Here is a 23,886-nt window from a genome sequence, read left to right as displayed (position 1 = left end):
GCTTCCCCGCCCTGTGCGGTGCCGGCCTGCGGAACGTTCGTGTCAGCAACGAAAGGAAGGCCGCTCCGGGACGTTGATCCGGACCCGCCGCGCGGACCCCGCCCCTTCGATGTCGTCGAGCTGCCCCAACACAGCGGCCCGCAACTCGTCGTAGTCCGCGAACCCGTGATCGTGGAACAGCGCGTAGCCCGTCCACATCAGATTGGCGCACACCCCTGCCGGCACCCGACCTGTCTGCGCGCCCATCCCCACGAGCGCCACCGACCTGATGCTGCCGGGCTTCACCCGGTTCTGCAGGTGCACCGCCTGGAACGCGGCCGCGCACGCCAGCGCCACGTTCATCGTGTCGCTGACGTTCTGCGAGGACTGCCGCATGGTCGGCGTCGAGATCAGATACCGCGGTACGGCCGCCCCGGACGGGACGCACACCGCGCTGCCCACCGGCAGGCTTCCGCCGAACCGGTCGCGGATCGCCCGCTGCACCCGCACCTGGATGCCGGCGCCCAGGTGTCGCTTGACGACGGCGTCGACGCCACCGTCCATCCGGCCCCGCGCATTGGTGGGGGACACCCACGCGTCGACGTCCGCATCGAGCAGGGAGCCCCGCCGAATCTCTACCTCGGGCGTGTCCGCGAACGCGGAACGCCAGGCCGCCACCACCTCGTCGTTGACATCGACCAGAACGACCCTCAACGCACGCTCGACACCCACGAATTCGCCCCTCTCGTACAGCTGATCCAACAAGATCGAAGCTACAGCGAGGCACTGACAACGCGGCTCCCGTCGTCGGCGGCTCCGACCCGAGCGCGCCGGTGAGAGGGCAATGTCAGGAACCCTTCCACACCCGGCGCGCCTGGTCGGCCGGCTCCCAGAACCGCCCGAACTTCACCCGGGGGCTCGGCATCGTCGCGGTCGCCGACCCGGACGACCGGGACGACACCGGCGCGCCCGCGAGCAAGGGCCGTTTCGACTCGACCCTGGTCCCGCCGGCGGTTCCGATCCCGGCCGGCCGGACGGCCCTCCGGGTGGACTTCGACTCCCACTACCGGCAGGAGGGTGACCAGAAGGCCGAGGTCCGCGCCGTCTTCGACAACGGCGAGGAGCAGATCGTCCTGCGGTACGGCCCGGGCTCGCCGGACGCCGAGAACGCGGCGGTCGGCAAGGACCTCACGGTCCCGGCGGGGGCGCGCACGGTGACCCTTCGCTTCCGGATGTACGACGCCGGAAACAACTGGTATTGGGCGGTGGACCACATCCGTCTGGGCTGATGCGTGCCGGTGGAGCCCTCGTGGGCCTCGGTGACTTCGGCGACCTCGGCCCCCGGGGGCTCCGCCTCGACTTGATAGGCAAGTCGTTACTTGCCTATCCTGGGGTGGTGGCCGACGACCTCTTCAAAGCCCTGGCCGACCCCACCCGCCGCACCATCCTCGACGAGCTGACGCAGAAGTCCGGACAGACACTGTTCGAGATCTGTGCGCGACTGAGCATGAAGCATCAGCTCGGCATCTCCCGCCAGGGGGTCTCCCAGCATCTTGCCGTGCTGGAGGCCGCCGGGCTCGTCGAGACCAGGCGGGAGGGTCGCTACAAGTTCCACGACCTGAACACGGCCCCGTTGCGACAGATCGCCGACCGGTGGCTCGTGCCCCACCCAGCCGGACCAGAGGAGAGCACCCCATGAAGATCCATCTGACCAGCGTCTTCGTCGACGACCAGGCCAAGGCCGAGCGCTTCTACACCGAGATCCTCGGCTTCGTGAAGAAGCACGACGTCCCGTTGGGCGAGACGGACCGATGGCTGACCGTCGTCTCGCCCGACGAGCTCGACGGCACCGAACTCCTCCTGGAGCCCGCCGGTCACCCGGCCGTCAAGCCGTACCGCGACACGCTCGCCCAGGACGGCATCCCGCTCGCCCAGTTCGCGGTCGACGACGTGCAGGCGGAGTACGAGCGCCTGCGCGCCCTCGGCGTCCGCTTCACCCAGGAGCCCCTGGAGATGGGCCCCGTCACCACGGCCGTCTTCGACGACACCTGCGGCAACCTGATCCAGATCGCGACCAAGCCGCAGTAGGACGTGCCGCAGGAGGCCGCGCCGCAGCGGGCCGCGCGCCCCGTCAGGGGTGCCGCGGCGCGCGTCGTGCGCGGGAGGCGATCGCGGCCGTCGCCGCGGCTCCGAGGACCGCCCAGGTGGCGGGGTGCGTCCAGACGGCGGGGGAGAGCTGCCGCGCCAGGACGAAGACGCCCATGACGACGACGAACCAGCCGAAGGCCGTCCTCAGGGCCTCCTGCGGGATACGGCCCGCAAGGCGGGCGCCGGCCAGGCTGCCGAGCACGGCGGCGGCGGTGACCGTCAGGGCGAGACCCCGGTCGACCGTCACGCCCGAGAGGTGTCCCGCGAGCCCGGCGAACGAGTTCATCGCGATGACGAGGAGCGAGGTGCCGACCGCGACGCCCATCGGCAGCCCGCCGAGGATCGCGAGGGCCGGGACGACCAGGAAACCGCCGCCGGAACCGACCAGTCCCGTCACGGCACCCATCCCGAGACCGGTGGCGGCGACGCGGGCGAGGGGCAGCTCACCCCGCGTGGACCCCGCCCGCTCACGTCCACGACGCGGCTTGCGGAGCATCGTCACCGCCGTGGCCAGCATCATCAGGGCGAAGGCGACGAGGAGCAACGGGCCGGGCACATATGCCGCGAGGCGCCCGCCCCCGTACGCGCCGGCCATGCTGAACGCACCGAGGAGCAGACCGGTCCGCCACCGCACCCGCCGTGCCCGCGCGTGCGGGACGAGGGCGGCCAGGCTGGTGACGCCGACCACGAACAGCGAGGTGGCGATCGCCTCCTTGGCGTCCTGACCCGCCAGGTACACCAGGATCGGCACCGTCAGGATCGAGCCACCGCCCCCGAGCACGCCCAGGCTGACACCGATGAGCAGGGAAGCGGCGACGACGAGCACGGTCACGGCGTGCTCCGCAGCTCCGAGATCACCGTGCGGAGGTCGGGACGGGGGCCGCGGTTGTACGGCAGCTTGGAGAGCAGGACGCCCATCGCGCAGGAGTTGCTGAGGGCCGCGTAGGTCAGTCCGGCGCCGATCGCCGTACCGATCAGGTGGACGCCCGGCACGAGGACGCCGACAAGGCCGGTGGCCAGGACGACGGAACCGGCGACGAGGCGCACCTGGCGCTCCATGTCCCAGCGCTCGGGGCCGCGGTTCACGGGCGCGTCCGCCGCCTCCCAGGCGTTCATGCCGCCGTCGAGGACGCGGAGGTTCGCCAGCCCCGCAGCGGCGAGTGCCTGCTCGGCCTGCGCGGCCCGGGCCCCGGACCGGCAGACGAGGACGACGTCCTCGTCGAGGTGGGAGAGGAGTTCGGCGCGATGCTCGCGCAGGGTGTCCAGGGGGACGTTGTACGAGCCCGGGATGTGGACGGTACGGAACTCGGCGGGCGTACGGACGTCCAGCAGACGCGGGGCGCGCCCTTCCCCGATGAGCCGGTGCAGGACGGCAGGGCTGAGGGAGGACGGGGCGGGCGTGGGCACGGCGCTCATGTATGACTCCGGATCGGTGTGAGATACCCAGGGGGGTATGAAGAAGGGGAGGGAGGGGCGCCCGCGACGGAGTGGCGAGACCACCCGTGACCGGCTGGAACGTCAGGCGGTGGCGGTGGCGGTGGCCGTAGCCGTGGGCAGGGTCCAGGCCGCGTAACCGCCGAGAACGTCGGAGACGTCCCCGAGGCCGCGGTGTCGCAGCAGGCTCGCGGCGATGGAGGAGCGGTGACCGCCCGCGCAGTGCACGACGAGGGGCCGGTCGGTGGGCAGCTCGTCCACGCGCCGGGGCAGTTCGCTCAGGGGGATGTGCAGGGCGGCGTCGATGAAGCCGTTCGCCTCGCGCTCGCCGCGGGTGCGGACGTCCACGACGACGGGAGGACGGTCGCCCGCGAGGGCGGCCCGCAGCTGGGCGGCGGTCAGCCGGCTCGCCGGGGCGACCTCGTCGGCCAGCTCCTCCAGGGCGTCCTCCGGGTTCCGCAGATGGCCCGCCACACGGTCGAAGCCGATCCGGGCGAGACGGGTGACGACCTCCTCCTCCCGGTTCTCCGGCGCCATGACGACCAACTCGTCGGCGGGGTCGAGAACGCTTCCGGCCTGCTCGGCGAACCGTCCGTCGGCGGGTACGTTCACCGCGCCGTACAGGTGACCCGCCGCGAACTCCTGGGGGGAGCGCGCGTCGACGACGACCGCACCCGAGTGCCGCAGCTCGGCGAACTCGGCCCGGGAGAGCGAGCGCGCCGCCGTCGTGGCGTCGTAACGGTCCCGGTTCCTGCGGTTGAGGTCGGCGTCGTACGCGAAGTAGCCCGGCGCGGCGGACTGGCCGGCGGTGACCAGCGCGACGAAGGCGTCACGGCTCATCGGTGTGCAGGCGTAGTTGGTGGCGCGCTGCTCCCCGATCGTGGACCGCTTCTCGGTGGAGAGGCTCTTGCCGCACGCGGAACCGGCCCCATGTGCGGGGAAGACGTGTACCTCGTCGGGGAGACCCATCAGCTTGTTCTGGACGCTGTCGTGGAGCATCGCGCCGAGCTCGTCGGCGGTGACACCGACCGAGGCGAGCAGGTCGGGCCGGCCGACATCTCCGATGAAGAGGGCGTCGCCGGTGAGCACGCCGTACGGGACGGTGTCGCGGCTGTGCTCGTACACCAGGACGCTGATCGACTCCGGGGTGTGCCCGGGCGTCTCCATGATCTCCAGGGTGACGTCACCGAGGCTGATCCGCTCACCCTCGGCGAGCTTGCGGATGGGGTACTCGGTCTCGGCCCGGCTGCCGTACCCGATCCAGGCACCGGTGCTGTCCGCCAGCTCCAGGTGACCGGCGACGAAGTCGGCGTGGAAGTGGGTGTTGACGACGCCGACCACGGTCAGGCCGTGGGCGCGGGCGTCGGCCAGGTACGCGGAGACGTCCCGACGCGGGTCGACGACCACCGCGTGACCGGTCCGCTCGTCGGCGATCATGTACGACGCCTGGGAGAGGCAGTCGAGGTAGTACTGGGCGAAGAACACGGCAATCCTTTCGTGCGGTATGCACGCACCGGGGTACCCCTTGCTCTCTGATACCCCCATGGGTATGTGCGAGCTCGACCGTAAGGTGAGTCGTCGCGGCAAGTCAAATACCCCCCTGGGTATCAAGGGGGTGTGACGGGGCTGGAGCCGGCGGGGCTGGAGCCGGCGGGGGTGGAGCTGTTCTCCGTGGGCTCCTCCGTATCCGTACCTGTCCGTACCTGTCCGGCCGGTCCGGGCCACCCCCACCGCCCCGGCTTCCGGCGGCCTGCGTCCGCCGATGGACGGTCGTCTGTTCGGGGGCCGGGAAATCTGATGAACGGGCGTCGCGATGTGATCAGTTCATTGCATGTTCGGTGCAGTGAATGGTCGTTTTATGGGTCGAGATTGACCACTGGAGGCAGCCCTTCCAGCACGGTCACATGGCGAACCCGAACTGACTATGCTCCCCCGTGTGTTGCGCTGCGGTCACAGCGAGTCATGAACGCTGTGGTGCGCGCGGACGGAACGTGGCACTCGCCCGAATGAAGCCCGATTCGTTCCTGTCGGCGCATCGCATCACCTCAGTCCGTTCGTTCCAGACTGATTAGGGACCCCTTGATGGTTCGTGCAGGTTCAATTTCCAGAGCCAGGCCACCCGCGGTCGATCGGGTTTGGCTGCTTCCTCCTGGAGTTCTGGCGGGAGCCTTTGCCATAGCGTTTCTCTTTTCCCCCGCACAGATACGGACACCGGTCGCCTTGTGCGGTCTCGCCGCGGTCGTCCTGACGGCCGTCACCTCGGCCGTGACCGCGCGCCGGCTTCGATCGGGGGACGTGAAGCGCTACGAGCGGGCGACCGCCGACGCGCAGGAGTACTACGCGCAACGCGAGGCCGCACTGCTCGGGCGCCTGGCCGATCAGCGCGCCACCACCGTGTGGCTCGCCGAAGAGCTCCTCCCGGCGGCTGTGGCCCGTATGAAGAAGGGTGACCCCGCCTCGGAGATCCTGCGGTCCGTCACCTTCGGGGAGCACCTCGACGAGGAGTTCACCGAGGCGGTCCGGGGGGCTCTGCAGACACTCCTGGAAGCCGTGGAGGCCGAGGAGTTCACCCGCGACTCCTCCCAGCGGGCACTCGTGGCGGTCGCGCGCCGGGTCCAGGCGATCGTGCACCAACTGGCCAAGGACCTGCACTCCATGCAGATCCTGCACGGCACGGACCTCGTGGTCTCCCGCGGCCTCCAGGGAGTCGACCACCGCACCGCGCTGATCGGCCGCCTCGCGGCCAGCATCGCGGTCCTCGGCGACGCCCGGCCCGGACGCCAGTGGTCGAAGGCGATCCCGCTCTACGACGTCCTGCGCGGAGCCATGTCGCGCATCGTCGACTTCCCGCGCGTGAAGCTGCAGTCGGTGACGGCCGTGGCCGTGGTCGGCCCGGGAGCCGAGCCGCTGATGCACCTCCTCGCCGAACTGCTCGACAACGCCACGACGTTCTCGCCGCCGCACACCCCCGTGGAGGTGTCCGCGAGCGAGGTCCCCTCCGGCATCGCCATCGAGATCGAGGACCGCGGAGTCGGACTCACCGAAGAGGTCCGGCAGCGCATCGAGCGCATCATGGAGCAGTCGGCGTCGGGCATCCACCTGGCCGGCCTCGGCGAGGTGACGCAGCTCGGTCTGCCCGTCGTCAGCCGGCTGGCCCGCGAGCACGGCTGCGAGGTCGACCTGCGCACCTCCGCCTACGGAGGAGTACGGGCCGTGGTGCTGGTTCCCAGGAACCTGATCACCACGGTGCCTCAGTCCGCCGTGCGCTACCCGCCCCCGCCCGCCCGGAGGCGCACGGGCGGCCCGATCCTGCCCAGGCCGACGCCGCCGGGCGATGCCTCGACGGATTCCGGAGAGGTCAGGAAGACCGTCAACGGACTCCCGCAGCGGCGACGGGAGACACCCGTCCAGACACCGATCGTCCAGGTGGCTCCCACGCCCCCCGCCCCGGCCGCCTCCTGGGGAACCTCCGGCACGTCCCGCCAGCCGGGGCTGATGTGGGAGGCCTTCAACGGCGACAAGAGAGCGGTCGCCGAACCTTCCACTCCACACAGCGAGCCGTCAGATGAGGTCGAGTAACATGCTGCCACTGCCGAACATGGACTGGATGCTCAAGGAGCTCGTGGGCGGCGTCCCGTACGTGCGACACGTCGTCGTGCTGTCGGCGGACGGCCTGTGCATCGGGCAGTCGAACACGGAGCCCGACACCGCCGACGCGATCGCCGCGGCCTGCTCCGGCATCCAGAGCCTGGCGAGGGCCATCGCGCAGCGGTTCCCGCAGGGGGACGGCTCGACGCGGATGGTCGGGATCGAGGCCGACGGCGGTTACTTCTCCCTGATGGCGGCCGGTCCCGGGGCCTATCTCGCGGTGCTCGCCGACGATCAGGTGGACGCCGGCCTCCTGGGCGACCGCATGCGGACGTTGGTGGTCCGGATCGGCCAGCACATGACCAGCCCTCCTCGTGAGGACGTCGGGCAGGCGATGTGACATCGGAGAACCAGGCCCCCTGGAATGAAACCGATCCTGTTCCGCTCTACGTCATCACCGGGGGCACGGGTTCCGCGGCCAACACCTTCAACCTGGTCACCCTCATCGCGACGCGATCCGAGCCCGACGCCGCGACACAGCCCGAGCAGGCGGCCATCCTCACCATGTGCGCCTACCCGCTCTCGGTGGCCGAGGTGTCCGCGTACCTCAGTCTTCCGTTCAGCGTCGTCACCACACTGCTGTCCCAACTCGTCGAGGACGAACGGGTCGAGGCCATCGCACCCGTGCCCGTCGCGGCATTCCCCGAACGCGGCCTGCTGGAGGCGGTGATCCATGGACTACGCAAGCTCTGACGTACGCGATGCCGGCCCACGCGGCACAGACATGCCGCTGCCCCACAGTGCCAGGGGAGTCAAGGTCGTCGTCGTCGGCGGCTTCGGGGTCGGCAAGACGACCATGGTCGGGGCGGTGAGCGAGATTCCGCCCCTGACCACCGAGGAGACCATGACCCAGGCGGGCGTGGGGATCGACCACAACCCCGGCGCCCAGGGCAAGAACACCACGACCGTCGCGATGGACTTCGGGCGGATCAGCATCAACCAGGAGCTGATCCTCTATCTGTTCGGGACGCCGGGACAGGAGCGCTTCTGGTTCCTGTGGAACGGCATCTTCGAAGGCGCGCTCGGCGCCGTGGTCCTCGTCGACACCCGCAGGATCGAAGTCTGTTTCGAAGTCATCACCCGCCTCGAGGACCGCCGCGTCCCGTTCGTCGTGGCCGTCAACACGTTCCCGGAGGCTCCGCACCACCCCGTAGAAGACCTGCGCACCGCTCTGGCCCTCAGCGAATCCGTGCCCATAGTCACCTGTGACGCACGTGACCGGGCGTCCTGCCGTGACGCTCTGCTGTCGCTGATGGTCTACCTGCGCACCCTCGCCGCCGCCCAGGAGACCGCATGACCCTCCCACCTGCCGAACACACCACCGAGATGCCCGGGGCGATCCCCCCTCCGGGCTGCCCGGCCCACGCCGCCACGGGAGCCGGGGGAGCGACCCGGCTCTACGGCGGCGTCGCCGAGACGGACCCCATGGGCCTGTACGAGGAGCTGCGCGCCAAGCACGGTCCGGTGGCGCCCGTGCTGCTCGACGGCGACGTACGCGCCTGGCTCGTCCTCGGATACCTCGAGAACCGTGACGTGGCCAGCCGTCCCACCCAGTTCTCCCGCGACCCCCGCGTCTGGCACGGCTGGCGGAGCGGGGAGATCGACCCCGCCACCTCGCCGCTGGTGCCGATGATCGGCTGGCGTCCCGACTGTGTCTGCGCGGACGGCGAGGAGCACCAGCGGCTGCGCGGTGCGGTCACGGCCGGTCTCAGCCAGTTCGACCACCGCGGCGTCCGCCGGCACATCACCCGTATCGCGCACCAGGTGATCGACACCTTCTGCGAGGACGGCGAGGCGGAACTGGTGGGCCAGTTCACCGAGCACGTTCCCATGCTCACGCTCACCCACCTGCTCGGCATGTCGGACGAGGCGGGCCCCCGGCTCGTCCACGCCGCCCGTGACCTCTTCAAGGCCACCGAGACCTCGCTCGCCAGCAACGCCTACGTGCTGGAGAGCCTCGCGCAGCTCGTCGACGCCAAGCGGGCACGGCCGGGGCAGGACATCGCGTCCGCGCTGATGGCCCACCCCGCCAACCTCTCGGACGAGGAGGTGCAGCACCACCTGCGCCTCATCCTCCTCGCCGGTTACGAGACGACCGCCAACCTCATGTCCAACGTCCTGCGCATGGTGGTCACCGACCCCCGGTTCCGCGGGTCGCTGGCCGGCGGCCAGATGACCCTGCCCGAAGCCGTCGAGCAGGTCCTCTGGGACGAGCCGCCGCTGATGGTGTGCCCCGGCCGCTGGGCCAACGGCGACACCACCCTGGGGGGACAGCAGATCAAGGCGGGAGACATGCTCCTGCTCGGCCTGGCCGCCGGAAACGTCGACGAGGCGATCCGCCCCGATCCCGCGACCCCGGTGCACCACAACCGCGCGCACCTGGCCTTCAGCGCCGGCACCCACGAATGCCCCGGCCAGGACATCGGCCGCATCATCGCCGACACCGGCATCGACATCCTGCTCACCCGGCTTCCCGACATCGCCCTGTCCGTCCCCGAGGAGGACCTCACCTGGCGCTCCTCCACCTGGGCGCGGCATCTGACGGCACTGCCCGTGAGCTTCGCCTCCCGCGCCCCCCAGGCCTTCGACGTCCCGAGCCCGCTTCCGGCCCCGCCCGCCCCGACCTTCGGGATGCCGTCGGCACCGCCGAGGCAGGTGACGGAACCCGAGCCGGAACGCCGGCCCGAGCCGCGGCCCTCGTGGCGGGCGCGGGTCAGACGCCTCCTGCGGAGGCGGTAGGCCTGCACTGCGAGGGGGCGGCCGACACCTGTCTGTCGGCGTCCCCCTCGCCGGGTCCCGACCGCTGCCGCTGCTCCGGTACGGAGACGTCCGCGGCGGCGTAGCGGGGGGCTCCGGTGTACCAGGCATGGATACCGGACAGGAAGCTGCAGGCTCCCCGGATCCATGTCTCCAGCTCGGCCCGCTCGTCGTGGTCCAGCCCGGATCGCCGTACGAGCTGGGGCAGTTCACTCTGCCTGAGGTGCTCGAAGTCCCGCAGTCGGGTGTTCACCAGATTCAGGGCGGCGGGTACGGCTTCGCGGAGGCCGATGCCCAGGGACGCGCCGAGGACCACGACCAGGTTGTTGACGTCGTGCTCCTCGTGGACCTCCCGTTCGTAGGAGGCGAGGTCGTTCGCCAGCCCCATGAAGTCCATGAAGGCGTCGAGCAGGGCCCGTACGGTACGGCTGTGCCGTATCTGCTCGGGTATGCGTGCGCCGGTGGCCAGCTCGACGGAGTACGGGGCGGTGTGGGCGGCGAAGCTCTCGCGCCGGAACGGTGCGTACTCGATCAGGTGGGGAACACGGCCGCCGCGACTGTTGGCCAGTTCCTCGACTCCCGCGTCGACGTAGCGCACCAGGGCCCGGTTGAACTCATGCCGCCAGTGCGCCAGCCTCGGCGGGAAGAACTGCTGCTGCAGATCGGCGATCCCCCGCTCGACGGGGTTCGCCGGTTCCGGCGACCGGGCGCCGTACTCCGGCCGCAGGAACTCGTGCAGCCGCGCGGTGAAGGCCACGGCGCCGGGCAGGTCACCCGTCTGCTTGAAGGCGGAGGCGAAGTAGTCGTCCCAGGCCAGCGCCCAGACGTTGAACCGGTGGTTGAGCCGGAGGTCGGCGAGCGAGGCATCGGGCAGGGCCCAGGCGGTCAACTGGTCGACCGTCATGGCATGGAACTGCGACCGGGTCCATATCGCGCCCCGGGCGGACGGCCCTTCCGTGCCGTCCAGCATGCCCATGTCGCGCGCCCAGGTCTCGCTCTCCTCGCGCAGGGCCGACAGATACGGATTCACCCGCAGCGGATAGGGCATCCACAGCCGGGGCTGCTCGACGGCACGCACTGTCATGGGGACCAACCTCCTTCTCTCTTCGGCCCGCGGAGGGCCGTGGTGGGTTGTGTGTACTCCCGCACGTGGTGACGACCGCTCCTGCCGCGGGCCGGACGATGCCCGGCCGGCGGCCCTCCAAACCTGCCCGCCATGGATGATTGTCAACCCCTCAACTGTTCCTGACCAGTGTTCAGAACAGCTTCATGCGGAAGGGAACGATCCTTCTGGAGAAGATTCCGTAATTCCACGCAAGTTGTCGTCCTCCTTCTCGGGTGTTTCCACCCAAGAGATCTCCGGGCCACGGGCGAGGAGGTAGAGCCATCGGCGCCGACGGCGGTCCGTGCGAGATCCTCGGCATCTTCGACCGTGACGCCCGCCGCGGGCACCGCACCGAGGAGGAGCAGCCCGGCGGACAGCGCTGCTACGGGGTGGCGGACGGCTGCCGGAGCCGACGTGGGGAGGACGGGTGACGGGCGACGCCCGCGGCGGCTCGCGCGCGGAAAATCGTGTGCCCGCAGGACGGCGGAGGGCTATCGTCGCTCGTATGAACGTCACCGGCCGAAGCCTCACCGTGACCGCGCGAGCGACCAGCTCGCCGGTTGCCGCCGCCTGACCTTCCCCCTCCCACTGGCGACCGGAAACGGCCCGCCGGTGGTTCCGTGGCTCCTCCGCCCGCTTCGACGACCGTGCCGGCCCGTTCTCCGGTGCCTCCCTTGCCGTGACGCGAAGGAGTCATCCCATGAAGACCGAGCGCATCGTCCGCACGTTCGTCGAGTACTTCGAGGACCGCGGCCATCGCCGCATCACCGGATCGACGCTGCTGCCACCGCCCGGCGACCCCGTGCTGTTCACCACCTCCGGCATGCACCCGCTCACCCCCTACTTCGAGGGGCGCCCCCACCCGATGGGCCGGCGCCTCGTCAACGTGCAGCGCTGTCTCCGGACGACGGACCTGGAGGAGGTCGGCGACGCCACCCATCTGACCGTCTTCGAGATGCTCGGGACCTGGTCGCTGGGCGACTACGAGGGCCCCGAGAGCCTCGACTGGGGATACGGCCTGCTCACCGAGGGGCTCGGCATCGATCCGGGCCTCCTCCACGCCACGGTGTTCGGCGGGGACGACCGGACGGGACAGGACAGCGCCTCGCTGGAACTCTGGCAGAACCGCGGCGTCCCCGTGGAGCTCACCGTCACGGACAACTGGTGGTCCAACGGGCCGACCGGCCCGTGCGGTCCCGACTCGGAGATCTTCCTGTGGAGCGGGGACACTCCGCCCCGTTCGACGCCCACCCAGGACGACCGCTGGGTGGAGGTGTGGAACCACGTGATGATGCGCCACCGCCGCCTCGACGACGGCTCCCTGCTGCCGCTTCCCCAGCGCAACATCGACACCGGGCTCGGCCTGGAGCGGCTCGCCTCCCTGCTCCAGGGGAAGTCGTCCGTGTTCGAATGCGACGTCTTCGATCCCTGGCGCCTCCTCGTCCCCCTGATCTGGACGCTGGACGAGCCGACCCGGCGTCTCGTCCACGACCATCTGCGCTCGGCCGTCGTGGTGAGCGGCGACGGGGTGCGCCCGGGCAGCACCGGACGGGGTTACGTGCTGCGCCGCCTGGTCCGCAGGGTGCTCACCGTGCTGTGGCGGGACGATCCGACGCGCAGTCTCGGAGACCTGCCGCCCGAGCTGATCGAGCACACCCTGGACCACTTCCGGCAGGACACGGACCCGGGCGACGTGCGCCGGATGCTGCTCGACGAGGAACGCCGATTCGGCCTGCTCCTCGAGCGCGGCCGACAGGTCCTCGCCCGCCCGCGGTTCCAGGGCCCGCTGGACGAGGAGGACTTCCACTACCTCCACGACACCCATGGCCTGCCGCGGGACCTGGTCAGGACCCTGCGTCAGGAGTGAGCACACCCCGCCGTGACCGGGTTCACCCGTGACGGTGGACCCGGTCCGAGCCGCCCACGCGCGCAGGACCGGATCGGGCACCGTGGTCCCCATGCACCCCCGCCGTACGACGTTCCTCCTGCTGTCCGTACTCCTCACGGCCGGCTGCGTGGCCGTTCCCCACCCGCCCTCGCCACGGTCTCAGCACGGGCCCGGGGAACTCGCGCCGGCCTCCGACCGGCCTCCGACTCCCCTCCCCGCATGGCCCGTTCCCGCCGAGCCCGTTCCGCACGAGGATCTCGCCGTCACCGAACCCCGCCCGGGCACGCCGACCGGGAGACCGCGGGCCCGGCCGGTCACCGAGGGAGCGGAGCACGCTGCCGGAGCTCCCGCTGTCGGGGTTCCAGCCGCTGGAGCTCCCGCCGCCGGTCGGCCGTCCGCTCGGCGAACGGCGGCACCCACCACACACCGAGGCGCGACGGCCACGAGGAAGCCTTCGCGACCCGCCGTGGGGAAGACCCGTACGCGGACGGAGTCCCGGACGTCGGCGCCGCCCGCGCGAGGGGCGGCACGCCCACAGGCGCAGTCCACTCCCCGCGGCCGGCCGCAGCCGACGACCCCTGGGACGAATCCGGCGATGCGCCGACTGTGCCGTCAGGCCGAGGACATCGACGCTCCCATGGGCGCGGCGGGCCTGTGCCGCGGTGTGTACGGCCGCTGACGGCCTGAGGTCCGTGGCCGCGCCGGTGGGGCGCGAGGCGCGGGGAGGGGCGGCGCGGCCGGTGGCGCCCGGCGGGTGGCATACGCCGTCGATCAGGCGCCGTTCGACCCCGTGTTCAAGGACTCCATCGCCTCCTGGGCCCGCTTCCCCATCTCCTCGGCCGGGACGTCCTCGATGTGGGAGGCGACGTTCCAGCGGTGCCCGAAGGGGTCCTCGAACTGACCGGTGCGGTCCCCGTAGAACTCGTCCTTGACCGCCGACAGTTCCTTCGCGCCCTGGGCGAGTGCCTTGGCGAAGACCGCGTCGACGTCCGCCACGTACACGTGCAGGGTGATCGGAGTGCCGCCGATCGCCTTGGGGGAGCGGAAGCCGATGTCCGGGAACTCGTCCGCGAGCATGATGACCGAGTTCCCGAGCGCCAGCTCCGCGTGGCCGATCTTGCCGCCGGGGGCCGGCATCCGCATGCGCTCCTCGGCGCCGAGGACGGCCACGTAGAAGTCGATTCCGGCCGCGGCTCCGTCGACACAGAGGTACGGCGTGACCCGCGGGTACCCCTCGGGGATGGGTTGTACGGTCACGGTCTTCCGCCTTTCCCGACAACGGCGGTCGCCGTCGACCGCCACCTCCGCCCACTGATATCCCGGCCCCCGCACCACGCACCGAAGCCGCGCGGCGGGCGACCACGGGATGCCCCGAAGAGCGGCAGCCGCGACGGTGGCGCCCGCTTCGAGGCGCTCTCCCCTCGCGCTCGCCCTGCGGCACCCCCCCCGCTCACCCTGCGGCTGTGCGCAGGCCGGTCGCGTCACAGGGGAGACCCGGCCGCCGGAGCAGGGGGCGGAGGCTCGGGCGGGCCTCCGATGCCCAGCCGAGGGCTCAGGGGCGGGCGCCGCCGGCATGGAGCGCCAGGTCACGGCGGCGGGAGACATGGCCGCGCCAGCCGGCCATGAGCACGAGCGCGGTCCAGACGACGAGGCCGCCGATCAGTTCCTCCAGCCGCCCGGCCGCGTCGACCTGGTCGGCCTGCTCCATGGGTACCTTGCCGCGTGAGTCGCGCACGATGTCGAGGCGCTCGCCGACGTCCGGGGCGCCGGTGCCGCGGTAGACGAATCTTTCCCCGAGCTCCTGGCCGTCGGAGCCACGCAGGGTGAGCTCGTGGTTCTTGCCGCCGGCGGCGGCGGCGCTGTCGGCCACCACGACGACGCTCTCGCGGACCCCGTACCGTTCGAGGGCCAGTTCGGGCGCGTACTGGACCGCGCCGACCAGCACGAACAGCGCCGGTGCGGCGGCGAGCAGCACCAGCCAGACACCCCGGTGCAGCAGGTGCAGCAGCACCCCGAACACGAGGCACAGCAGCACTCCGGTGAAGATGGCGACCCCCTCCGTGCTCGGGACGAGGAACGAGACGCCCGAGACGACGGCTGCCGCCGCCCAGACGTACAGCACCAGGGCGACGGTGCGGCGCACCGACGTGAGCGGTCGGGCCGAGCGGCGCACCGAGGCGGGCGGATTGCCGGCGCCGGGTGCCGCCGCGTTGCCGGGTATGGCCTCTGACATGCGCTTCTCTCCTGGTTCCGGCGGGCCGACCCTCACGGGCCGGGCTGCGGACGACGGTGCACGATAGCCCACGGCCGGTCGAACCCCGTCGGGGGTGGCGCCCGGGTCGCGGAGCGGACCGCTGCCGCTCGTAGGGAGCCGCCCGTGGCGCCATAGCCCGTCCGTCCGTCCGTCCGTCCGTCCGCCCGAAGCCCGTGGCCGCCCGTCGCGCGGTCGCCGGGCGGGCGACGTATCGTCCGAATATGCGTGATGTGTGCCGCCGGAGACCTCGTGCAGGGCCGCCGGGCCCCGGCACGCGGGCCGGCGGACTCCGCCGCGCTCCGCGCCCGGACCCGCGCGGTGCCCCCTCGGTCGCGGCAGGTGGGTGAGACCCGTGGGCGGACGCACCGGCACCGAGACCGAGGACGTCTTCGCCGACGGCCGGATGGCCGCCGTGCTCACCGGCCTCATGCGGGACACCGGAGCCTCGATGGGGCTCGTCTACCTGATGATCCCGGGCGACCGGATGTTGCGCCTCGTGCTCATCTCGGGCGTGTCACGGGAGATCGCCGCCCCGTGGGTACGGATTCCGGCCGACGCCCCGATCCCGGTGGCCGACGCCATCCGGGAGCGGAGGCTCGTGTGGCTGGGAGGCCGGCAGGAGATCGCCCACCGCTACCCGCGGATCGGGATGGTGCTGCCGTACGAGTTCATGCTGGCGGCCGCCCCCATCGCCGACGACACGACCGTCTGGGGCGGCGTCGTCCTGCTCTGGCCGCTCTCGCATCCGCCGGAGCTCGACGCGCGCGAACACGAGACGATCGACGCCCACTGCCGCCTGGCGGCACGGCTGCTGCGGCGGGCAGCCGACCAGGACCCGCCACCGCCCCACCCCACCAAGCCTCTCGCCGTGCACCCGGAGCGCCCTTCCGAGGCCGACCCCGCCCTGGCGGCGGCCGCCCTCGACCTCGCGGAGCGGCTGCCGGTGGGATGCTGCGCCCTGGACCTCGACGGGCGCATCACCTTCATCAACACCGCGGCCGCCGAGCTGGTGAACGCCGGCGCGGCCGCGCTCATCGGCAGACGGCCCTGGGAGGCGCTGCTGTGGCTCAACGACCCCGCCTTCGAGGACCGCTACCGCGCCGCTGTCGTCACCCGTCGGCCGACGTCGTTCACCGTGGCGCTGCGGCCGGCGACAACGCTGCTGTTCGAGCTCTACCCGGACGCCACCGGCATCAGTGTCCTCATCACCCCGAGGACGGAGGGGGCCGTGTCCGAGGACGGTCCCGCCCCCGTCTCCGCGTCCGTCTCCACCCCCGACCCCACCCCCGCGCCACTGCCCCGGCGGGTCGAGCCCGTCGGCGCCACCGCGCTCTACCAGCTCATGAATCTGGCGGCGTCCCTCGCGGAGGCGGCCGGTGTGCACGATGTCGTCGAGCTCGTCGCCGACCAGATCGTGCCCGCGTTCGGCCCGGAAGGACTCGTCCTCATGAGCGTCGACGAGGGACGGCTGCGCGTCATCGGCCACCGCGGCTACCGCGAGGAGTTCGTCGAGCGCTTCGACGGCAAACCGCTCACGGCGCCGGTGGCCGACGCCCAGGTGCTCTCCACCGGCGTCCCCGTCTTCTTCCCCACGTACGAGGACCTCCGCCGCGCCCACCCGAACGCCCCGCGCTACGAGGGCCGCAACGCCTGGGCCTTCCTGCCCCTGATCGCCTCCGGCCGTCCGGTGGGCTCGCTCATCCTCTCCTACGAACGGCCGCGCCCCTTCCCGTCCGCGGAGCGGGCGCTGCTCACCTCCCTGGCCGGGCTGATCGCCCAGGCCCTGGCACGGGCCCGGCTCTACGACGCCGAGCACTCCCTCGCGCGGAGCCTCCAGACCGCCCTGCTGCCGCACGGTCTGACCCCGCTTCCGGGCATCGACGTCGCCGCCCGCTATCTGCCGGCGGGGCACGGCATGGACATCGGCGGGGACTTCTACGACTTCATCCGCGCGACCCCCACCTCCGTCGTCGCCGTCATCGGCGACGTCCAGGGGCACAACACGACCGCCGCCGCGCTCATGGGGCAGGTACGGACCGCCGTCCACGCCCACGCGACGGCCGGCGCGTCGCCCGGGGACATCCTGGCGCGCACCAACCGGCTGCTCGACGACCTCGACGCGGACCGCTTCACCAGTTGTCTGGTCGCCGAGTTCGACCTCACTCATCACCGTCTGCGGCTGGCGAGCGCGGGCCATCCGCCGCCCCTGCTCCGCCGGGCCGACGGCAGCGCCGAGGTCCTGGAGGTTCCGCCGGGGCTCCTGCTCGGGATCGCCCCGGATGTCACGTACGGCACCACGGAACTGCCCTGGGACCCGGGCTCCGTCCTCGCCCTGTACACCGACGGTCTCGTCGAGGCCCCGGGCCTCGACATCGGTACGGCCATGGCGGACCTGGCGGAGCGGCTCGGGTTGTCCAGCGCCCCGGACCTGGACCGGCTCGCGGACGAGCTGACACTGCACGTCAAGGCCGCCGCCCACCGCACCGACGACGTCGCCCTCCTGCTGGTGCGGAGACCGATGCCGTCGGAGTAGGCAGACGCTCGTGATCATGATGCCGGGTGTCGCTCGCGGCTCGTGCTCGATCACGCCATGACGCCGGCTGCCGTACCGGATCCGTACCGTACGCGCCGGGGCCGCGTATCGAAGGGCGGACCTATGCTCTGACGTGTGGTGAACCCCAGCGATCTCCAGGACTCCCCGGCCGGTCCCGTCGTCTCCGACCCGGAGCTGCTCGCGCTGCACGCCGTACGGCTCAAGGGCGTGGCCGGCGACGACGAGGCCGCGGCGCGCTACGGGCTCGACTCCGACGTCGTACGGGAAGCGCTCCTCGACCACGAGGCGAGGGGCTGGGTGACCCGGCGCGCGTTCGCCGGGACGCGGGGGTGGAGCCTCACCGACTCCGGGCGGGCCGAGGGGGAGCGGCGGCTCGCCGGCGAGCTGGCCGAGGCGGGGCTCGGGGCCTTCGTACGCGAGCGGTACGCGACGTTCCTCGCCCACAACGCCCGCTGTCTCCGGGCCTGCACCGACTGGCAGTTGCGTCCGGACGGTTCGGGACGGCTCTCCGTCAACGACCACGGGGACGCCGCCTGGGACGGGCGGGTGCTCGACGAACTCACCGAACTGGGCCGGGTCATCGAGGCTCTGTCGGAGGAGCTGGGGGCGCGGGTCGTCCGCCTCGGCGGGTACGGCGCCCGCTTCACCGGCGCGCTCGAGCGGGTGCGGCGTGGCGAACTGTCGTGGGTCGACCGGGTCAAGGAGGACTCCTGCCACACGGTGTGGATGGAACTCCACGAGGACCTGCTCGCCACCCTCGGCATCGCCCGCGGCGAGGAGCCCGCACCGCGCGCCTGACGCGCGGCGCGTGACGTCTGACGGCTGACGCGTGACGTCTGACGGCTGACGCGTGACGTCTGACGCCTGACGCGTGGCCCAAATCGGTTTGCCGCCGGTCGGCCCGATCGGATAGGAAGCCTGCATGCTAAGCGGTGACAAGGTCGGGCTCAGGGCCCGGCACGAGGACGACATCCCGATCCTGCGGACCGAGCTCTACGACGACGTGGCCAACGCCGCGCGGGCCGAAGGCGGGCCGTGGCGGCCGATCACGCCCGGCTCGAAGGACCCGCGTCTCGTGGTGGACGACACGCAGCAGGGACACGTCCCGTTCTCCGTGGTGGAGTTGGAGGGCGGCACCCTGGTCGGCACCGCGAACCTGTGGGGCATCGACAACCACAACCGGTCCGCGCACATCGGCCTCGGACTGCTGCCGGCCGCTCGCGGCAAGGGCTACGGCACCGACGTGGTCGCGGTGCTGTGCCACTACGGTTTCGTCGTGCGGGGCCTGCAGCGGCTGCAGATCGAGACGCTGGCGGACAACGGCGCCATGCTGCGCTCCGCCGAGCGCAACGGCTTCGTCCGCGAGGGCGTACTGCGCTCGTCGTCCTGGGTGATGGGCGAGTTCCTGGACGAAGTACTGCTCGGACTCCTCGTCCAGGAATGGAAGCCGACCCCGGGAGCCTGAGCGGCAGTCGCGCTCGGTGTCGCCTTCGTACGCACGTGATCTGGCGCGGGCCCTGCGGGCGCATCCGCGCTCAAGGGCTGTGAACGGCGCGGGGGCTGCGGGCGCTTCCGCGCTCAAGGGCTGTGAACGGCGCGGGGGCTGCGCCCCGCACCTGATCGCGCGCGTGCGCGCCGGAGCCCGATTCGCGCGCGGGCTCCTGATCGAGCGCTCTGAGATGATCACGTCATGAGCTCGCACACCGACAGGCCAACCCCCCTTGACGCAGCCGAAGTCGACATTCCCGCCCCGGGCGGCGGTCGGCTGCGGGCCGAACGCCGCGGCACCGGCGGCCCGGTCGTCCTGCTGCACGGCGCGGGCATGGATGCCCGCCTGTGGGACGCGGTTGTTCCTGAGCTGGTCCGCAATCACGACGTCGTCCGTTACGACGCCCGCGGTCTGGGGCGTTCCAGCCTGCCGGACCAGCCCTTCGACGATGTCGAGGACCTGCGAGCCGTCCTTGACCACTTCGGCCTGGATCGCGCCGCGCTGGTCGGACTGAGCATGGGCGGGGAGACGGCGCTGGACTTCGCGCTCGCCCACCCTGGGCGGGTCAGCGCGCTGGCCCTGGTCGGTGCGTCGGTCAGCGGGCACGTCTGGCCGCAGGACCCGCAGTCCTCGGCCTACGACACCGCCCGCCGACAGCGGGACGCGGCGGCCCTGGCCGCGCTGGAACTGTCGATCTGGGCTCCGCTGGGCCGTACGGCCGCCGGCGGAGAGCTCATCGAGGCGATGGTGGCGGACAACGCCGAATCCCGAGTCAAGAGCGAACCGTTCTTCGCACACTTCCCGGACCGCGACGCCGAGTCGCGACTCTGCGACATCGCCGCGCCGACCCTGGTCATCCACGGTGACCAGGACCACCCGGAGATCGCAGCGATCGCCGACCGGCTCGTCGCGGGCATACCCGACGCCCACGGCGTGGTCGTCCCGGACGCCGACCACTACCTGCCGCTCCGCAGTCCCGAACGACTCGTCGAACTGTTGCTGGCGCACCTCGCCTGACCTTCTTCAGGAGGGCGGAGCCCCGTCCGACCCGAGGCGGACCCGGCGCCCCCACGCGTAGCCGTCGTCCGGTGTCGCTGCCCGGTGGAAAACATGGGGGGTTGTTCCCCATGCCCCGGAGGCGCCCCCGTACCAGGATCGGACACGGCCCGGAGCGATGGGCCGGGTCGGTTCGAGGAGGGGCGATGGCGGTGAGAGCCGGACACGAGCGGGCTACGGCCTCGCTGTCGGCGGTCGAACGGTGGTGGGACAGCGGGCTGGTCCACGACGGCGGGGACGATGAGCGGCCGGACTGGGCCGACCTGGCCGAAGCGGCGGTGGCCGCCGCACCCGAAGAGGCCGCGGCGCCCGAGGAGGAGTATCCGGGGCTGAGCGGATTCGAGTGGGCCCTCAGGCCGTTCACCACCTGCGCGGGGGAGCGGTGGGAGTGGCGCGTGTCGGGCCGGGCTCGCGAGCTCGTGGACATGACCGCCGTACGGGGTGACCTGGAGCGGCAGCTCAGCGGGAGGCTGGCGCGGGCGGCGGCGCGGACGCTGGTCCTTGAGCTGCACGAGGCGCGGAGCGCCGGGCGGCTCGACGGGGACGACACGGGGGCCCGCTTCCGGAACTTCCTGGCGCGTACCGCGTCCCGGCGCGGCCTGTCGGACCTGCTGGCCGGGCGGCCGGTCCTCGCGCGGATCCTGGGGCGGGCGGCGCTCGACGCGGCGGACGCGGTGGCGGAGGCGCTGGAACGCCTGGCGGACGACCACGCCCTGCTGACCGCCGACCTGCTCAAGGAATCCGGTGGCGACCCGGGGCTGCTCGTGGGCATCGAGCCGGGCGCCGGAGACGGACACCGGGGCGGGCGCAGTGTGATGCTGCTGCGCTTCGCCGACGGGACCCGGCTGGTGTACAAGCCACGCCCCCTCGCCGTGCACCGCCACTTCAACGACCTCGTCGGCTGGTTCAACGGGCTCCCCGACTCCGCGGACCTCCGCACCCTGAGGCTGCTGGACCGGGGTGCGTACGGGTGGGTGGAGTTCGTCGCCGCGCGACCCTGCGCCTCCGTGGCGGAGATCGAGACCTTCTACCGCCGCCAGGGCGCGCTGCTCGCGCTGCTGCACCTGCTCGACGGGACCGACCTGCACCACGAGAACCTGATCGCCGTCGGCGCCCACCCGGTCCTCGTCGACGTGGAGACCCTCTTCCACCCGCCGTTGCCGGGCTCCGGCACGGAAGACCCCGCCGCCCGCGCGCTCCACGACTCCGTGTACCGGGTCGGTTTGCTGCCTCAGCTCCTGGTGGGCGACCACAGCGCGCTGGACGTGTCCGCCGTCGGCGGCGGCCGCGAGGGCGTGTCGCCCGTGGAGCGCGCGGACTTCGCCGACGCCGGTACCGACCGGATGCGACTGGTACGCAGAGCAGGGAAGTTCGGGGAATCCGCCAACCGGCCGCGGCTGGCGGACGGCGGGCCCGTCGAGCCGGGCGCCCACATCGACGAGCTCTGCGCGGGGTTCCGCGCCGGGTACACGGCGATCGGCGCGGCCAGACACGAACTCCTCGGAGGCGGAGGCCTGTTGAAGGCGTTCGAGGAGGACGAGGTGCGGGTGGTGGTGCGTCCCACCTGGGTGTACACGATGCTGCTCGACGAGTCGACACACCCCGGTCTCCTGAAGGACGCCTGCGCACGGCAGCGGGTGCTGGAGACTCTGCGGACCGATCAGTTCGGCCCGGTCCTCGCGCCCGGCCTGATCGACGAGGAGATCGCCCAACTCTGGGCCGGAGACGTGCCGTTGTTCACTGCCCGGCCCGGCCGGGACGACCTCTGGGGTGCGCCGGGGCAGCCGCCGGCCGACCGCACGGACCTGCCGGGGATCACCCGCGTCGCCGCGAAGCTCCGGGCTCTGGACACGGTCGACCGACAGGACCAGGAATGGATCGTACGGGCCGCGATGGCGACGACCTCCCGCGCGCCCGCACACCGGCCGGCCGGGGGGCGGCGCACCCGCACCGCGGGCCGCGCCCCCGAGCCCGAGCGGCTGCTCTCGGCGGCCAGGTCCGTCGGGGACCAGCTGGTCTCCCTCGCGTACCGCGAAGGACCGCGCAGCAACTGGATCGGCCTGGAGCTCCTTGACGACCGGTACTGGCGGATCGGTCCGATGGCGGCTGACCTGGCCGACGGTTACACCGGACCGGCGCTGTTCCTGGCCCAGTTGGCGGCCCTCACCGGCGCCGGACACTATGCCGAGGCGGCCCGTACGGCGCTGGCGCCGTTGCCCGGACTGCTCGACGTGCTGCGCGCCAGGCCCGAGGAGCTCGGTGCGGTGGGTTCGGGGGCCTTCTCGGGGCTCGGCGGCATCGCGTACGCCCTCGGCGAGACGGCCCGGCTGCTGGAGGATCCGGAGGTCGACGCCTGGGCGTCCGCCGCGCTGCGGCTGGTCGTCGCGGCGACCCGGGTCGAGCCGGAGCACGGGGTGGGCGCGGGTCTTGCGGGCGGGCTTGTCGCGCTGCTGGCCGCGCATGGGAGGAGTGCGGGTGGGGGTGTGGGTGCGGGCGAGGGCCTGGAGATCTTCCGGGCCGCGCGGGGGTGCGCGGACCGGTTGATCGATGCCGTGCTCACGGACGCCGGTCCCACGGACGCCGGTCCCACGGATGTCGGACCCAGGGACCGCGGTCCCACGGGTGTCGATCTCGGCGTCGTCGGGAGGGGCTTCGCTGAAGGGGCGGCCGGCATCGGATGGGCCCTGCTGCGGTTCGCCGAGGCCGAGGCCACTGTCGGGGCCGGGGGCCGGGCCGCCGAGCGGTACAGGCTCGCGGGTCTGTCCGCGATCCGGGCGGCCGTCGGTGGGGAGCCGCCGGACGGGAGCCCGGGATCGGGCGTGGGCGTGGGTCTGGACGCGGCGCGGGGACGTGCCGGCAGCCTGAGCTCGGGCTCGGGCATGGGTCAGGCATCGGCGGCATCGGTTGCGGGCCGTGGACCGGACGCATGCCGGGGACCCGGCGTGGTCCCGGCGGCCGACCACGGCTGGGGACCGGGCGGGGGCCGCAGGGGAGTCCCCGCCCCTACCCCGGGCGGGGGCCGCGGGGGAGCCTCCGCCTCCCCCCAGGGCGTCGGAGCCGCGGGCACCGCCCGGGCATCGGCCTGGTGCCGGGGGGATGCCGGCATCGCGCTCGCCGTGCTGGACGCGCCCGGCGCCCTGGACGACCCGTACCTCGCGGCCTGGACCCGCAGGACCGTCGAGCGGCTGGGCCAGGACGGGCCGGCTCCCGACGACAGCCTGTGCCACGGCGAGGCCGGCATCTGCGAACTCCTCGGCCACACCGCGCTTCCCGAGGCGCGCCCGCACTGGATCCGCCGGGCCGGAGCCCTCCTCGCCTCCGCCGAGGAGAACGGTGCCAGGAGCGGCGCCCCGGACGGAGTCCCGCACCCCGGCCTGCTGACCGGTCTCGCGGGAATCGGCCACGGACTCCTCCGGGCGGGGTTCCCGGAGCGCGTGCCGTCGCTCCTCCTTCTCCACGCCACCCAGGGGGTGTACGGACAGCGCATCCGCACCACGTACGACCGCTGAGCCAAGCCGTCGACCGAAGACCACGGACCACAGACCACACACCGACGACTCCCGACCGGGGCGCG

General features: G+C 72.2%; 21 protein-coding genes and 1 pseudogene. 15 read left to right on the top strand and 7 right to left on the bottom strand.

Annotated elements, in window-relative coordinates; translation table 11 throughout:
* Nucleotides 1-42: 42 nt before the first annotated feature.
* Nucleotides 43-741: a macro domain-containing protein gene (locus OG462_RS07295; RefSeq protein WP_406055607.1), complete on the bottom strand. Its 699-nt coding sequence runs from the start codon at nucleotides 739-741 to the stop codon at nucleotides 43-45.
* 71 nt (nucleotides 742-812) lie between these two features.
* Between OG462_RS07295 and OG462_RS07290 the strand changes: the two genes are divergently transcribed.
* The 3 genes from OG462_RS07290 (at nucleotide 813) to OG462_RS07280 (ending at nucleotide 2,067) form a co-directional block, all read left to right on the top strand.
* The gene (locus tag OG462_RS07290) at nucleotides 813-1,268 is read left to right on the top strand and encodes a hypothetical protein (protein ID WP_406055605.1); all 456 of its coding nucleotides are present in this window, start codon (nucleotides 813-815) and stop codon (nucleotides 1,266-1,268) included.
* 107 nt (nucleotides 1,269-1,375) lie between these two features.
* The gene (locus OG462_RS07285) at nucleotides 1,376-1,678 is read left to right on the top strand and encodes an ArsR/SmtB family transcription factor (protein ID WP_406055603.1); all 303 of its coding nucleotides are present in this window, start codon (nucleotides 1,376-1,378) and stop codon (nucleotides 1,676-1,678) included.
* A complete protein-coding gene (locus tag OG462_RS07280; protein WP_406055601.1) occupies nucleotides 1,675-2,067 on the top strand; it encodes a VOC family protein in 393 nt (130 codons plus the stop codon). Before OG462_RS07285 ends, OG462_RS07280 begins: the two co-directional genes overlap by 4 nt.
* A gap of 43 nt (nucleotides 2,068-2,110) precedes the next feature.
* On the opposite strand, the gene OG462_RS07275 is transcribed toward OG462_RS07280, so the two are convergent.
* From OG462_RS07275 to OG462_RS07265, 3 genes are all read right to left on the bottom strand, one after another.
* Entirely contained in the window at nucleotides 2,111-2,959 is an 849-nt protein-coding gene (locus tag OG462_RS07275; RefSeq protein ID WP_406055599.1) for a sulfite exporter TauE/SafE family protein, read from the bottom strand.
* Nucleotides 2,956-3,543 carry a rhodanese-like domain-containing protein gene (locus OG462_RS07270; RefSeq protein WP_406055597.1) on the bottom strand — a complete coding sequence of 196 codons (588 nt, stop codon included), beginning with the start codon at nucleotides 3,541-3,543 and terminating at the stop codon, nucleotides 2,956-2,958. The genes OG462_RS07275 and OG462_RS07270 overlap by 4 nt, the downstream gene beginning before the upstream one ends.
* Before the next feature lie 102 nt (nucleotides 3,544-3,645).
* Entirely contained in the window at nucleotides 3,646-5,046 is a 1,401-nt protein-coding gene (locus tag OG462_RS07265; RefSeq protein WP_406055595.1) for a rhodanese-like domain-containing protein, read from the bottom strand.
* 735 nt (nucleotides 5,047-5,781) lie between these two features.
* On the opposite strand from OG462_RS07265, the gene OG462_RS07260 reads away from it, so the two are divergent.
* The 5 genes from OG462_RS07260 to OG462_RS07240 are packed head-to-tail and all read left to right on the top strand — an operon-like array spanning nucleotide 5,782 to nucleotide 9,948.
* Complete coding sequence (locus tag OG462_RS07260) at nucleotides 5,782-7,140, top strand: sensor histidine kinase (protein WP_406055593.1); 1,359 nt, start codon at nucleotides 5,782-5,784, stop codon at nucleotides 7,138-7,140.
* Between the two features lies 1 nt (nucleotide 7,141).
* Entirely contained in the window at nucleotides 7,142-7,549 is a 408-nt protein-coding gene (locus tag OG462_RS07255; RefSeq protein WP_266901948.1) for a roadblock/LC7 domain-containing protein, read from the top strand.
* Nucleotides 7,546-7,902: a DUF742 domain-containing protein gene (locus tag OG462_RS07250; protein ID WP_406055591.1), complete on the top strand. Its 357-nt coding sequence runs from the start codon at nucleotides 7,546-7,548 to the stop codon at nucleotides 7,900-7,902. Before OG462_RS07255 ends, OG462_RS07250 begins: the two co-directional genes overlap by 4 nt.
* A complete protein-coding gene (locus OG462_RS07245) occupies nucleotides 7,883-8,506 on the top strand; it encodes a GTP-binding protein (RefSeq protein ID WP_406055589.1) in 624 nt (207 codons plus the stop codon). Before OG462_RS07250 ends, OG462_RS07245 begins: the two co-directional genes overlap by 20 nt.
* Nucleotides 8,503-9,948: a cytochrome P450 gene (locus OG462_RS07240; protein ID WP_406055587.1), complete on the top strand. Its 1,446-nt coding sequence runs from the start codon at nucleotides 8,503-8,505 to the stop codon at nucleotides 9,946-9,948. The genes OG462_RS07245 and OG462_RS07240 overlap by 4 nt, the downstream gene beginning before the upstream one ends.
* On the opposite strand, the gene OG462_RS07235 is transcribed toward OG462_RS07240, so the two are convergent.
* A complete protein-coding gene (locus tag OG462_RS07235) occupies nucleotides 9,923-11,050 on the bottom strand; it encodes a terpene synthase family protein (protein WP_406055585.1) in 1,128 nt (375 codons plus the stop codon). The genes OG462_RS07240 and OG462_RS07235 overlap by 26 nt on opposite strands.
* Before the next feature lie 299 nt (nucleotides 11,051-11,349).
* Between OG462_RS07235 and OG462_RS07230 the strand changes: the two are divergent.
* Together OG462_RS07230 and OG462_RS07225 are read left to right on the top strand one after the other, a co-directional pair.
* Nucleotides 11,350-11,502, top strand: a pseudogene (locus tag OG462_RS07230) (transcriptional regulator); the annotation flags it as partial.
* Nucleotides 11,503-11,771: 269 nt separating this feature from the next.
* Nucleotides 11,772-12,938, top strand: coding sequence for an alanine--tRNA ligase-related protein (locus tag OG462_RS07225; RefSeq protein ID WP_406055583.1), 1,167 nt, complete (start codon nucleotides 11,772-11,774; stop codon nucleotides 12,936-12,938).
* Between the two features lie 792 nt (nucleotides 12,939-13,730).
* On the opposite strand, the gene OG462_RS07220 is transcribed toward OG462_RS07225, so the two are convergent.
* A complete protein-coding gene (locus tag OG462_RS07220; RefSeq protein WP_406055581.1) occupies nucleotides 13,731-14,216 on the bottom strand; it encodes a VOC family protein in 486 nt (161 codons plus the stop codon).
* 295 nt (nucleotides 14,217-14,511) lie between these two features.
* Entirely contained in the window at nucleotides 14,512-15,192 is a 681-nt protein-coding gene (locus OG462_RS07215; RefSeq protein WP_406055579.1) for a hypothetical protein, read from the bottom strand.
* A 424-nt stretch (nucleotides 15,193-15,616) separates the two neighbouring features.
* On the opposite strand from OG462_RS07215, the gene OG462_RS07210 reads away from it, so the two are divergent.
* The 5 genes from OG462_RS07210 to OG462_RS07190 all read left to right on the top strand — a co-directional run bounded on the left by OG462_RS07210 (nucleotide 15,617) and on the right by OG462_RS07190 (nucleotide 23,821).
* Nucleotides 15,617-17,746, top strand: coding sequence for a SpoIIE family protein phosphatase (locus tag OG462_RS07210; protein WP_406066405.1), 2,130 nt, complete (start codon nucleotides 15,617-15,619; stop codon nucleotides 17,744-17,746).
* A 135-nt stretch (nucleotides 17,747-17,881) separates the two neighbouring features.
* Nucleotides 17,882-18,565 (top strand): transcriptional regulator, encoded by a 684-nt coding sequence (locus tag OG462_RS07205; RefSeq protein ID WP_406055577.1) that lies wholly within the window; start codon nucleotides 17,882-17,884, stop codon nucleotides 18,563-18,565.
* A gap of 124 nt (nucleotides 18,566-18,689) precedes the next feature.
* Complete coding sequence (locus OG462_RS07200; RefSeq protein ID WP_406055575.1) at nucleotides 18,690-19,232, top strand: GNAT family N-acetyltransferase; 543 nt, start codon at nucleotides 18,690-18,692, stop codon at nucleotides 19,230-19,232.
* 225 nt (nucleotides 19,233-19,457) lie between these two features.
* On the top strand, nucleotides 19,458-20,273 hold the full coding sequence (locus tag OG462_RS07195) for an alpha/beta fold hydrolase (protein ID WP_406055573.1): 816 nt from the start codon (nucleotides 19,458-19,460) through the stop codon (nucleotides 20,271-20,273).
* A 185-nt stretch (nucleotides 20,274-20,458) separates the two neighbouring features.
* The gene (locus OG462_RS07190) at nucleotides 20,459-23,821 is read left to right on the top strand and encodes a type 2 lanthipeptide synthetase LanM family protein (RefSeq protein ID WP_406055571.1); all 3,363 of its coding nucleotides are present in this window, start codon (nucleotides 20,459-20,461) and stop codon (nucleotides 23,819-23,821) included.
* Nucleotides 23,822-23,886 lie beyond the last annotated feature (65 nt).

Source organism: Streptomyces sp. NBC_01077 (assembly GCF_045162855.1).
Lineage (GTDB): Bacteria > Actinomycetota > Actinomycetes > Streptomycetales > Streptomycetaceae > Streptomyces.
The sequence above is the reverse complement of the archived record's forward strand: the minus strand, read 5'-3'. Positions and strand labels throughout refer to the sequence as shown.